The following is an 11,655-nucleotide window of genomic DNA, read 5'->3' as shown; positions in this document are numbered from 1 at the left end:
TGTAAAAGGTTGCACCCACGTTGCCCTGTCGTTTCACCGAGCCAGGCGAGCCCCGGTGACTAAGCGTTCGCTCAGACGGGCCTTCGCCGCCGGCCACTCCGGTGCCAGCATCGAATAGGTGACGGTGTCGCGGGACGAGCCGTCCGGCCGGATCCGGTGCGCGCGCAGCACGCCTTCCCGAAGCGCGCCAAGTCGTTCGATGGCGCGTTGCGAACGGAGGTTGCGGATGTCGGTCTCCCAGCAGACCCGTTGCGCGTCAAGGGTTTCGAACGCGTGGGTGAGCAGGAGCAGCTTCGACTCGGTGTTCAGCCCGGTCCGCTGCCAGTCCGCGCCGATCCACGTGTGCCCGATCGAGAGGATCCGGTGCGGCGCGACGACCTGGTAGTACGAAGTCGTCCCGGCGACGCGGCCGGACGCGACGTCGATCTGCGCGAAGGGCTGCCGGTCGGGGTCGGCGAGCGCCTGCTCGACCATGCGCTCCGCCGCGGGGAGATCACCCGGCTGCCGGATGCTCAGCCACGCCCAGATGCCCGGGTCGGTGCCGGCCTCGAACAGGCCCTTGGCGTGCTCGGGCGTCAGCGGCTCCAGGCGGACGTGCTCGCCGGACAGGGTCGGTCGGGTGCTCCAGTCGCTCACGTGATCACCTTAAAGTCGGTTTTGGCTACCTTGGATAGCCAATTTCCGAGCATTTCCGAAGGCCACTTTGGCGTTGCCTATGCTCGGCTGACCACGACGAAGGGCGAGATCGATGGCCGAAGAGCGGGAAGAGCTGAGCTGGGAGCTGTTCGGCACCGCGAGCCGTGAACTGGCTCACACCATCGCCGACGACGGCTTCGCGCCGGACCTCATCCTGTCCATCGCGCGCGGCGGGCTGTTCGTCGCCGGCGCGCTCGGCTACGCGCTCGACGTGAAGAACCTGCACGTGATGAACGTCGAGTTCTACACCGGCGTCGACCAGCGCCTCGACCTCCCGGTGATGCTGCCGCCGGTGCCCAACCTCGTCGACCTGACGAGCAAGAAGGTGCTGATCGCCGACGACGTCGCCGACACCGGCGCCACGCTCAAGCTGGTCCGCGACTTCTGCCTCGAGCACGTCGCCGAGGTGCGTTCGGCCGTCGTGTATGAGAAGCCGCATTCCACGGTCAAGTGCGAGTACGTCTGGCGGCACACCGACCGCTGGATCAACTTCCCGTGGTCGGTGCTGCCGCCCGTGGTCTCCCGCGAAGGCCAGGTCCTCGATGCCTGATCCGCTCAAGCCCCTCCTCGACCTCGAAGGCGTCGCGGCGGCCGCGAAGTCCGCGCAGGACGCCGTCTTCGCGGTGCACCGCCTGCCCGCCAACCTCCGCGGCGGCGCGGCGACCGCGGCCGAAGCGTCGGTGCGTGCGGCTCGCGCGTCGGCGGGGATCGAAGGCGCCAACCCGGAGCTGCCCGCCGACGGTTCGGTGGCCGACCCGGTGCTCGCCGGCGCGCTGCGCGTCGCGGAGACGTTGGAGACGCTGCTCCCGACGTGGCGCCGCGCGCCGATGCAAGCGTTGGCCCGCATGCACGTTCTCGCCGCGGCCGACCTGGTCAGCGACCCGGATGCGTTGGGGCGCCCGCATTCCGGCGGTGGCCGGTTGGAGCTGCTGGCCCAGCTGGTGACCGGCGCGACGTCGGTGCCGGGCCCGGTCCTGACGGCTGTCGTGCACGGGGAACTGTTGGCGCTCAAGCCTTTCGGCAGTGCGGACGGCGTCGTGGCGCGGGCTGCGGCGCGGCTGACGATGGTCGCGACGGGCCTGGACCCGAAGGCGCTGAGCATTCCCGAGGTCGCGTTCTTCCGCCGTGTGCCCCGGTATCTGGAAGCCGCCGAGGGATTCGCGAGCGGGACGCCGGACGGCGTACGCGCGTGGCTGCTCTTCAACTGCGAAGCGTTCGAAGCCGGTGCGCGCGAAGCGAAAGGCATCTCGGATGCGGCTTCTTAAGCGGACAATTTCGCCGACCATTTCTCTTCGATGCGCCCGAACCGCCACACCGCCAGTGCGATCACCCAGGTGAGCACGAACAACCCGACGATCCCGAAGCCGACGTAGTCCAGGTCCACCGACGCGATCGCGGCCAGCGGCCCCGAGGTGATGTCCAGCTTCTCGGTGAGGATCGAGACGAGCTCGATCGTGCCGATGACGAACGCGACGGCGACCGACAGCGTCGTCACCGTGATGTTGTAGAAGATCTTGCGCACCGGCTTCGCGAACGCCCAGCCGTACGCGAAGTTCATGAAGCAGCCGTCCACGGTGTCGAACAGGCTCATGCCGGCGGCGAAAAGGATCGGCAGCACGAGGATCGCGTACCAGGGCAGCGCGAACGTCGCGGCGCCCGCGGCAAGCACGAGCAGGCCGATCTCGGTCGCGGTGTCGAAGCCCAGCCCGAACAGCAGGCCGACGGGGTAGATGTGCCACGGCTTGCGCACGGCCTTCGTCGCCCCGCGCAGCACGCGGTTCAGCAGGCCGCGGTTGTTCAACTGGTGCTCCAGCGCGGCCTCGTCGAACTCGCCGTGGCGCATCCGCCGGAACACCCGCAGGATGCCGATCAGCACGACGAGGTTGAGGATCGCGATCACGTACAGGAACACGCCGGACACCGACGTCCCGATCAGGCCGGTCGTCCGGTGCAACGCCGACGAGTCGTCCTCGACCGGCCCGGCCAGCGCGCGGACGCCGAGGGAGAGCAGCAGGCACAGCGCGAAGACGATCGTCGAGTGCCCGAGGGAGAACCAGAAGCCGACCGAGAGCGGCCGCTGGCCGTCGGCCATCAGCTTGCGGGTGGTGTTGTCGATCGCGGCGATGTGGTCGGCGTCGAACGCGTGCCGCATGCCGAGCGTGAACGCCGTGACGCCCAGCCCGATCCCGAAGACGCCGGACGCGCCGAGCGCGTAGTGCCGGGGCGCGACGAAGACCGCCAGCACCACCCAGCCCACGACGTTGAGCAGCAGGATGAACCCGGCCATCCCGCCGATCGACACCCACTCGCGGCGCGACAGCCCGCGCCGCGAGTCCTCTGTGCCCTCCATCGGCCACCCGCCTTCCCTCTCATCTGAGAGGTTAGACAGGTGAACAGATGAGATCTAGCTCGCGCGGACCCGCACCAGGTCGAGCGCCTTCCGGACGTGCCCGCCGGAGACGTGCAGAGCCTTGGCGGCGCTCTTGACGTCCTCCCCGGACAGCAAGTGCACCAGCGCCACCTTGAGGTCGCCCCCGGCCTCGGTGAGCGCGTCCGAGCAGTCCGCCATCGTCATGCCGGTGGCTTCCTGCAGGATGCGGATGGTCCGGCCGCGCAGCTTCGCGTTCGTCGCCCGCATGCTGACCATCAGGTTGGAGTAGGTCCGGCCCAGCTTGATCATCGTCGCCGTCGAGAACGACGTGAGGATCATCTTCTGCGCCGTACCCGCCTTCATCCGGGTCGACCCGGCGATCGCCTCCGGACCGGTGTCGACGGCGATGAGCACGTCGACGCCCGCCGGCTTGGCGGCCTTCGCGTTGCCCGACACCAGGCCGGTGTGGGCGCCCTGGCGCTGGGCCGCGAGCAGCGCACCCAAGACGTACGGCGTCCTGCCCGACGCCGTCAGCCCCAGCACGAAGTCGCCCGGCTGGACCATGGCGGCCATCTCGGCCGCGCCGGCGCCGTCGTCGTCCTCCGCGTTTTCGACGGCCTGGCGCAGCGCGCGCTCGCCGCCGGCGTGGTGCGCGATGAACCAGTCGGCCGGCACGTTGAACGTCGGCACCAGCTCGGCCGCGTCCAGCGTGGCCAGGCGCCCGGACGTCCCCGCACCGACGTAGTGCACCCGGCCACCGGCCCGCAGCGCGTCCACGGCGTAGTCCACCGCGCGCGCCACCTGGGGCAGCACCGCGGCGACCGCGCCGGCGACCGTGCGGTCCTCGGCGTTGATCGCGCCCAGGATCCCCGCGGTGGACATCAGGTCGATGTCCGTGGTGCGGGGATTGCGGGTTTCGGTCGGCGAATCGACGTGCACCGCCTGCACGGGGACGGTCATCATGCGCCTCACATTTTCTCCGGTCACTATTTGCCGGTTTCCCGAGGACGGCGACGACCGTCCGGCCTGACCCCCAGGCGGTGCGAGCCGACCGCGTCCCTGGTGGCGTCCAGGGCGTTGACCGACGCGTCCATGTGCCGCTGCGCGACGCCGATGAACAGGCAGTCGATGACGGTGAGCTGGGCGATGCGGCTCGCCGTCGCCCCCGAACGGAACGTGGTTTCCCGCGCCGCGGTCGTCAAAACGTAGTCGGCGACCTCGGTGATCGGGGACCGCGGGAAGTTCGTCACGGCGATGGTGATCGCGCCGTGCTCCCTGGCTACCCGCAGCGCCTCGACGGTGTCGGTGGTCGCGCCGGTGTGCGAGACGCCGATCGCGACGTCGCCCGGGCTCAGCACCGCGGCCGAGGTCAGCATGATGTGCGTGTCCGACCACGCGAAGCACACGCGGCCGATGCGGTGCAGCTTCTGCTGCAGGTCCGCGGCGACGAAGGCGCTGGCGCCCACGCCGTAGACGTCCGCGCGGCCGGCGCTCGCGACGACCTCGATCACGCGCTCCAGCGTGGCGACGTCGAGCTGGTCGGCCGTTTCCTCGACCGCACGCGCGTCGGCGAAGCTGACCTTGCCGATGACGGCCGCCAGGTCGTCGTCCGGGCCGATCTCGCCGCCGAGGTTGCGCGTGGTGCGCGCCTCGGTGCGCGCGGTGTCCGCGGCCAGCGCGATGCGCAGCTGCGGGTACCCGCCGACGCCGACGGCCTTGCAGAAGCGCGTCACCGTCGTTTCGCTCGTGTTGGCGGCCAGGGCCACCTCGGTGATGCTGCGTCTCGCGACGTGCGCGGGATCCTCCAGTACGACCTTCGCCACGCGCTGCTCCGCGCGGGCCAGGCCAGGGAGCAACGACCGGATGCGCACCAGCGGGCTGGAGTCCGCGTCCCGTGCGGCCATCTGGACCGATACGGGCTCGGACGGTGCCGTGCCGACTACGGATTCGGTATCACTCACCGTCGGAAAGTTACTAACCGTTGGCATCTGCGACAAGGCTACCCACACCCTTCAGTCCTCTCGCAACCCATCCGTGTCTGCGGATCTGGATTTGCGATTAATCACTGACCAGAAAGTCGCCAACCAGGTCGGTCTTGTTAACGAGGTCAAGCTAACGACTTGGCAACTTAGTGTCGCTGTGCAAACGGCAAGGAGACGGTTAACTGGGGTCAGAGTTGGACGGTGCGCGACAGGTCGGTCACCTTGCGCTCAACTGCCAACCCTCTGCGACGAAAACCGCGGGGTTCCGTTCACCGTCGAGGAGTGATCGGCCGCTCTCGGTGACTTTCACACCGTCGACCGAAACACCGCGGCCCGTGTAGTTCGGATCGGTGCTGTAACGCCAGCGGAGGCTCACCGACGCGCCTTGGGGCAGCACGCCGCTCGCCTTCCACCAGGCACGGTGTCCGTGTCCGGAGAGCGACGTCACATCTCCGGAGGGTGCGCCCGGCCCGGAAACCGATAGCGCGATCGGTTGCCAGTTCACCCCGTCGGTGGACGCCTGCAGCTGTAATGGATCAGTGCTTCCCTCGGTGTCCACGAAGGCGTAGAAGGACACGCGTGCTTGATCACTTTGCGTAGTAAACGGACGCGTACTGAGCGTGGCGGCGCTCGCGTTACCCAGCGTGCTCGTCCAGGCGTCCTTCCCGACGGCCGGCCGGACGGCCATCGCCCTGGCCAGCGACGTCGCCCAGACCTGACGCGCGGTGTTGATCGAGCCCCAGCTCCGGCTCGGGTGCACACGGTTGGTCAGCAGGATCGCGAAGGAGCGCGACTCGGGGTCGATGACCAGCGTCGTCCCGGTGAAGCCGGTGTGCCCGGCGGTGACCGGGGAGGCCAGCGCGCCCATGTACCAGGGCTGGTCGAGCTCGAAGCCCAGGCCGTGCGCGTCGTCCGGGAACTGCTGGTTGTAGTTCGTCAGCATCATCTGCCGCACGGTCTCCTCGCCGAGGATCCGGTGCCCGCGGTAGCTGCCGCCGTTGAGCATCGTCTGGGCGAGGACCGCCATGTCGGTCGCGGTGCTGAACACCCCGGCGTGCCCGGCGACGCCGCCGAGCGACCACGCGTTCTCGTCGTGCACGCTGCCGCGGACCATCCCGCGCGGCGGGTTCGCCTCGAACTCCGTCGCGGCGACCCGGTTCAGCTTCGACGCCGGCGGGTTGTACCCGGTGTCGACCATGCCCAGCGGCGCGGTGATCCGGTCGTGGACCACCTTGTCGAGCGGCTGCCCGGTCAGCTTCTCGACGACGAAGCCGAGGGTGAGCAGGTTGATGTCGGAGTAGAGGTAGGTCGTGCCCGGCTTGTTCTTCAGCGGGCTGTCGAGCACGGCCTGCCGGCGCGACGGGATGTCGGGGTAGCCGGCCCACAGGGACGGGATCGGGTCGGCGTCGAAGCCCGAGACGTGCGTGAGCAGCATCTTGATCGTGATGGCGGCCTTGTCGCCGGTGGCGAACTCCGGGAAGAACCGGCTCACCGGGGTGTCGATGGTGAGCTGGCCGCGTTCGACGAGCTGCAGCACGGCGATCGAGGTGAACAGCTTCGAGATCGACGCCATGTCGAAGATCGTGTCGTTGCGCATCGGGACCTGCTGGTCCGCCGGCAGCTCCGTGCCCGTGGCGTCGGCGTACCGCAGCGCGCCGCCGACGGCGTACCGGTCGACGACGACGCCGTCGTGGGCCAGCAGGCCGACCGCGCCGGAGAAGTGCGGGTGCCCGGTGGCGTCCGGCTTCGTCCAGCTCGCGAGGAAGTCCTCGGCGGCCTTGATCGGCGCCGGGTCGAGGTCGACGTCCTTCGGCCGGCCGTCGCGCAGAGTCGTCCACGGGGACGCGAAGCCCTGCTGCGGCCGGTCGAAGCGGCCCGCGTCGTCGTGGCGTCCGATGGCGCTGGCTCCCGAATCCGACACAGTCAACGTGGTCAGCGCGACCAGCACTCCGGTGGCCGCGGCGATGACCTTCCTAGCACGCACGAGTGCCCCCTCAGCGGTAGAGCAGGTAGTGGCGACGTCTCTTGTCGAACTCGGCGAGCTCGGCCCGCCAGGCCCCGGTGACCTCGTCGACGCCCGCACCGGCGTCGACCATGGTCCGGAGCCGGTCGGACCCGGAGAGCTTGTCGATGTAGTTGTCGGGGCGCCAGGCGAAGACGTCCGGGTGCAGCGCCTTCGCCGTGACGAGCATGGCGACCGCGGTCCGGATGGCGTCGAACGCCCGGGGGTCGTCGACGCTGACCTGCACGCCTCCGCAGGTCTGGTTGACGAACTTGCTGAAGGTCGGCACGAAGTAGATCTCGCGGAACTTCGCCCCGGGCAGCCGCAGGTCCTCGAGCTTCTCGCGCCAGCGCCAGTCGAGCCCGGGCGCGCCGATGATCTCGAACGGCCTGGTCGTGCCGCGGCCCTCGGAGAACACCGTGCCTTCGAACATGCCGGTGCCGGGGTAGACGAGCGCCGTGTCCGGGGTCGGCATGTTCGGGCTCGGAAGGACCCAGTTGAGCCCGGTCTGCGCGAAGAGCGTGTCGCGCTGCCAGCCGCGTACCTGGACGACGTCCAGCTTTGCGAGCTTCACGCCTTCGCCGGGGAGGAACTCTTCGGCGAAGAAGCGCGCCAGCTCGCCGACGGTCATGCCGTGCTGCTGGACGATCGGCTTCTTGCCGATGCCTGACGAGAACTTCGGGTCGAGCAGCGGGCCGGCCGCCCGGCCGCCGATCGGGTTCGGCCGGTCGAGCACGACGAAGGCGGCGTTGACCCGCGCCGCGGCCACCATCGCCGTGTAGAGCGACCAGATGTAGGTGTAGAAGCGCGCGCCGACGTCGGCGATGTCGAAGACGACCGTGTCGACGCCCGCCTTGGTGAACAGCGAAGCGAGCTTCGTCGCGTCGACGCCGTACGCGTCGTACACCGGGACGCCGGTCCTCGGGTCGGTGTAGTCGCCCTCGGAGCCGCCGGCCTGCGCGCTGCCGCGGAAGCCGTGCTCCGGCCCGAAGGCCGCGACCGGCCGCACGCCGGCCGCGACCATCGAGTCGACGATGTGGTCGCCGTTCAGCAGGACCCCGGTCGGGTTCGACAGGACACCGAGCTTGCGGCCCTTGAAGGACCGCCAGCCCTGCGCGGCCAGCTGCTCGGCACCGGTCAGGACGCGGCCCGGGTGGGCCTGGGGCTGCGCCTGGTCCTGGGGCTGGGCCCCGGCGACGGCCGAGCCGCCCGCGAAGACCGGGACCGCGAGCGCACCCGCGCCGAGGAAGTGGCGCCGGTTCAGGTTCACCAGGTCAGCCCGTGGCCGAAGGGGTACTTCACGGTGTGCACGTCGGCCCCCGCCGGGATGTCGACCGGCAGCTTCCCGACCGGCTTCGTCTCGCCGAGGATGACCTTGGCCAGTGCTTCCAGCGTCGGCCCGATGTAGCCGTAGGTCGCCAGCCAGGTCTTGACGGTGCTCGCGTAGCCCGCGTCGTACGGGATCTGCGCGGCGACCGCGACGACCGGCTTTCCGGTGGCCTGCAGGGCGTCGAGGAGCTTGGTCTGCAGGGGGAAGCCGCCGATGTTGTTGGTCAGCACGACGACCAGGTCGACGTTCTTGGCGTTCGCCACCGACTGCGCGATCTGGGCGTCCGTCGGGGCCTGACCGGTCTGGTACGCCGTCGCGGCCGTGCCGTGGGCGGTCAGCTTCTGCGCGAGCGTCGCCGTCGTGGTGGCGCCCCAGCCGGTGACGAGCGCCGTGGCGGGCTTCTGCTTCAGCGGCAGGAGGCCGGCGTCGTTCGCGACGGCCGTGATGCCGCGGTCGGCGATGTCCTGCGCGGTGGCGAGGTTCGCCGGCGTGCCGACGGTCTTCATCACCCGGTTCGGGTCGACGAACGGCGCGAAGAGCATGCCGCTCTTGAACTTCAGCGTCAGCACGCGCAGCACGCTCTGGTCGATCCGCTGCATCGGGATCTCCCCGGACTTCACGGCGGCGAGCACCGAGTTGACGGCGACCTCGAGGTGCACCGGCATGAGCAGCTGGTCGACGCCGGCCTTGAGCGCGAGGACCGGGATCTCGGCGTCGCTGTGCATTTCGCGCACGCCCTGCATCTCGAGGGAGTCGGTGATGACGACGCCGTTGTAGTGCAGTTCGTTGCGCAGCTTGCCGGTGACGATCGGCTTCGACAGCGTCGCGGGCTCCAGCGACGGGTCGAGGCTCGGGAACTGGATGTGCGCGGTCATGATCGAGTCGATGCCGGCCTGGATGGCGGCCTTGAACGGCGGCACGTCGGTGGCCCGCCACTGGTCTTCGGTGCTGTCGATCCGCGGCAGCCCGGTGTGGCTGTCGGTCGGCGCGGCGCCGTGGCCGGGGAAGTGCTTCGAGGTCGCGGCCACCGACTTCTGGAAGCCCTTGATCTCGGCGGTGACGAAGTCGCCGGCCAAGCCGGGCTGCCCGGCGAAGGACCGCACGCCGATGACCGGGTTGACGGGATTGGAGTTGACGTCCGAGTCGGGCGCGAAGTCCTGGTTGATCCCGACGGCCCGCAGCTCCTGGCCGAGGATGGTGGCGGCCTTCGTCGCGCGGCCGGTGTCCCGCCCGGCGGAGATGGCCATGGCGTTGGGGAACTCGGTGGCCGGCGCGCCCATCCGGGTCACCGTGCCACCCTCCTGGTCGGCGGCGATCTGCAGCGGGATGTGCGCCCCGCTGGTGATGGCGGCCTTCTGGAGGCCGTTGGACAGCTTCGAGACCTGCACGGGGTCGTCGAAGTTGTCGCGCGAGTCGTTGTTGAAGTAGATGACGCCGCCGAGGTGGTACTTCCGGATCACCTGCGCCGGGGTGTCGACGCCGAAGTCCGTCTGGTTCTTCGGGTTCACCTCGTCGGCCGTCTTGCCGTTCACCCAGGTGACGAACAGCTGCCCGACTTTCTGCTCGAGCGTCAGCCCGCGCAGCGCCTGCGTCGCGGCGGCTTCCGCCTGAGCGTCCGCGCTCATCCGCGGCGCGCTGGCCGCGGTCGCGACACCCACACCGGTGAAGGCGAGCACCCCCGCGACGGGCAGGGCGAGCGCATGGAACCTCCGATTTCGGGTCGTCACGACCAGCCTCCCAGAAAGTTGCCGGCGCTCGGCGGACGTCAGAAGTCCACTCGGAAGCGCCAATATCGGGAAGCTACTCACCGAATCCGTCGATGTCCATCGACCGACCGCACCAACGGAGGAGTTCGTACCCGGATCGGTAAGAAAGTCGCCGTTCGCAAGGTGCGAGGGGGCCGAACGGGTGGTGCGGCGGGGGCTGTTCCGCCCTACCCCGGACATAAACGAGGCGGCGCCCGTGGCCAAGGGCCAACGGGCGCCGCCTGCAAGCGCGAACTTCTCGGGCGACCAAGCGTGCAACTCTGGTCGTACCTACATGGACTCGGCGTGCGGCGTCCCGCTACGCAGTCCCTAGACGACGAGCCTCCCGCGGCGCGCTGCGCGTGGGTACCCGGAGTCCGCGCACGGAGGTTTGCCGGGGTGGAACAGGCTTCTCTTCTACCTGTTCCCTGGCCGACCGAACGTCCGCACCTACTTTCTACGCCGTGAGCCCGGTCACTTCAAGTGCGCGGATGGGTGCACCGGTACAGAGGCTGGATCGGGTGACACGGGCACCCTCCGCGACGGACAATTCGGGGCTGGGCCAAGCAAAGCGGAGACCGTACGGCCGTGTGGGTGGCGGCCCGGGCGGCTACCGGGACCGACGGCGACGATTGAGGCCGTACCAGGTCGCTCCGGCGGCCACCGCGCCGACGCCGAGGGCCACCATTCCCGCCGATCGTGTCGGGATCCGGCTGCGCAGCGACATGGGCCGGTCGAAGGCCAGGATCGGCCAGCCACGGTCGAGGGCCTCGCGCCGCAGGAGCTTGTCCGGGTTGACCGCGTGCGGGTGCCCGACGACCTCGAGCAGCGGGATGTCGGTGCTCGAATCGGTGTAGGCGAAGCACTCGGCGAGGTCGTAGCCGTGCGTGGCGGCGAGCTGCTTCGCGGCGACGGCTTTGTTGGCGCCGTAGCAGTAGAAGTCGACTTCGCCGGAGTAGCGGCCGTCGACGATCTGCATCCGCGTGGCGACGCTCTGGGTCGCGCCGAGCATTTCCGCCACCGGCGCGACGACCTCCTCGCCGGTCGCCGACAGCACGATGACGTCGTGCCCGTCTTCGCGGTGCCGCGCGATCAGTTCGGCCGCCTCCACGTACACGAGCGGATCGACGACGTCGTGCAGGGTTTCCCGGACGATCGACGAAACCTGCGCGACGTCCCAGCCGGCGCAGAGCGCGGAAACCTCGGCCCGCAGCCGCTCGGTCTTGTTCTCGTCGGCGCCGGCGAGGGAAAACACCAGCTGCGCGTAGGCGCTTCGCAACGCGGCGCGACGGTTGATCAATCCTTCTTTGAGCAATGGTTTGCTGAACGCCAGCGCGCTCGACGAGGCGATGATCGTCTTGTCCAGGTCGAAGAACGCGGCCACCGCGTGCTCCGGGCCCGGGTTCCGGATGCGCGACGGGGCGCTGCTCGGTTCGGCCACATGCCCAGGATAAGAGCTTGATCGCGGCACGTCCCGTTGATCCACCACCTGCGTGCCGTGTCGGGCGGAAAATCCATGACAGGAAGGC

Annotated in this window: 10 protein-coding genes; 2 read left to right on the top strand and 8 right to left on the bottom strand. The window is 69.5% G+C overall.

Annotation, left to right across the window (positions count from 1 at the left end):
- Positions 1-33 precede the first annotated feature (33 nt).
- A complete protein-coding gene (locus ABZ342_RS22755; RefSeq protein ID WP_360476250.1) occupies positions 34-636 on the bottom strand; it encodes a GNAT family protein in 603 nt (200 codons plus the stop codon).
- Between the two features lie 112 nt (positions 637-748).
- Between ABZ342_RS22755 and ABZ342_RS22750 the strand changes: the two genes are divergently transcribed.
- Positions 749-1,246, top strand: a complete 498-nt coding sequence (locus ABZ342_RS22750) for a phosphoribosyltransferase (RefSeq protein ID WP_360476247.1) — start codon at positions 749-751, stop codon at positions 1,244-1,246.
- Positions 1,239-1,961: an oxidoreductase gene (locus ABZ342_RS22745; protein WP_360476244.1), complete on the top strand. Its 723-nt coding sequence runs from the start codon at positions 1,239-1,241 to the stop codon at positions 1,959-1,961. Before ABZ342_RS22750 ends, ABZ342_RS22745 begins: the two co-directional genes overlap by 8 nt.
- On the opposite strand, the gene ABZ342_RS22740 is transcribed toward ABZ342_RS22745, so the two are convergent.
- The 7 genes from ABZ342_RS22740 to ABZ342_RS22710 form a co-directional block, all read right to left on the bottom strand.
- On the bottom strand, positions 1,958-3,046 hold the full coding sequence (locus tag ABZ342_RS22740) for a HoxN/HupN/NixA family nickel/cobalt transporter (RefSeq protein ID WP_360476241.1): 1,089 nt from the start codon (positions 3,044-3,046) through the stop codon (positions 1,958-1,960). The two genes, ABZ342_RS22745 and ABZ342_RS22740, sit on opposite strands and share 4 nt — an antisense overlap.
- Before the next feature lie 54 nt (positions 3,047-3,100).
- Complete coding sequence (locus ABZ342_RS22735; protein WP_155547819.1) at positions 3,101-4,030, bottom strand: N-acetylmuramic acid 6-phosphate etherase; 930 nt, start codon at positions 4,028-4,030, stop codon at positions 3,101-3,103.
- Between the two features lie 23 nt (positions 4,031-4,053).
- Positions 4,054-4,971, bottom strand: coding sequence for a MurR/RpiR family transcriptional regulator (locus ABZ342_RS22730; RefSeq protein WP_196425912.1), 918 nt, complete (start codon positions 4,969-4,971; stop codon positions 4,054-4,056).
- A 295-nt stretch (positions 4,972-5,266) separates the two neighbouring features.
- A complete protein-coding gene (locus ABZ342_RS22725; protein ID WP_360476318.1) occupies positions 5,267-6,997 on the bottom strand; it encodes a serine hydrolase in 1,731 nt (576 codons plus the stop codon).
- A 46-nt stretch (positions 6,998-7,043) separates the two neighbouring features.
- Positions 7,044-8,321 (bottom strand): DUF1343 domain-containing protein, encoded by a 1,278-nt coding sequence (locus ABZ342_RS22720; protein ID WP_360476237.1) that lies wholly within the window; start codon positions 8,319-8,321, stop codon positions 7,044-7,046.
- Complete coding sequence (locus ABZ342_RS22715; protein WP_360476315.1) at positions 8,318-10,057, bottom strand: glycoside hydrolase family 3 N-terminal domain-containing protein; 1,740 nt, start codon at positions 10,055-10,057, stop codon at positions 8,318-8,320. The genes ABZ342_RS22720 and ABZ342_RS22715 overlap by 4 nt, the downstream gene beginning before the upstream one ends.
- A gap of 679 nt (positions 10,058-10,736) precedes the next feature.
- The gene (locus tag ABZ342_RS22710; protein WP_360476234.1) at positions 10,737-11,567 is read right to left on the bottom strand and encodes an HAD family hydrolase; all 831 of its coding nucleotides are present in this window, start codon (positions 11,565-11,567) and stop codon (positions 10,737-10,739) included.
- Positions 11,568-11,655 lie beyond the last annotated feature (88 nt).

It is taken from the genome of Amycolatopsis sp. NPDC005961, from assembly GCF_040629235.1.
GTDB lineage: Bacteria > Actinomycetota > Actinomycetes > Mycobacteriales > Pseudonocardiaceae > Amycolatopsis > Amycolatopsis camponoti.
Note: the sequence above shows the minus strand (reverse complement) of the source record. Positions and strands in the feature narration are given on the sequence as shown.

What these genes read in the sequence shown, in the direction of transcription:
- ABZ342_RS22750 (WP_360476247.1), top strand. Translation starts at nt 749, where the DNA reads ATGGCCGAAGAGCGGGAAGAGCTGAGCTGGGAGCTGTTCGGCACCGCG.
- ABZ342_RS22745 (WP_360476244.1), top strand. Translation starts at nt 1,239, where the DNA reads ATGCCTGATCCGCTCAAGCCCCTCCTCGACCTCGAAGGCGTCGCGGCG.
- ABZ342_RS22740 (WP_360476241.1), bottom strand. Translation starts at nt 3,046, where the DNA reads ATGGAGGGCACAGAGGACTCGCGGCGCGGGCTGTCGCGCCGCGAGTGG.
- ABZ342_RS22735 (WP_155547819.1), bottom strand. Translation starts at nt 4,030, where the DNA reads ATGATGACCGTCCCCGTGCAGGCGGTGCACGTCGATTCGCCGACCGAA.
- ABZ342_RS22730 (WP_196425912.1), bottom strand. Translation starts at nt 4,971, where the DNA reads ATGGCCGCACGGGACGCGGACTCCAGCCCGCTGGTGCGCATCCGGTCG.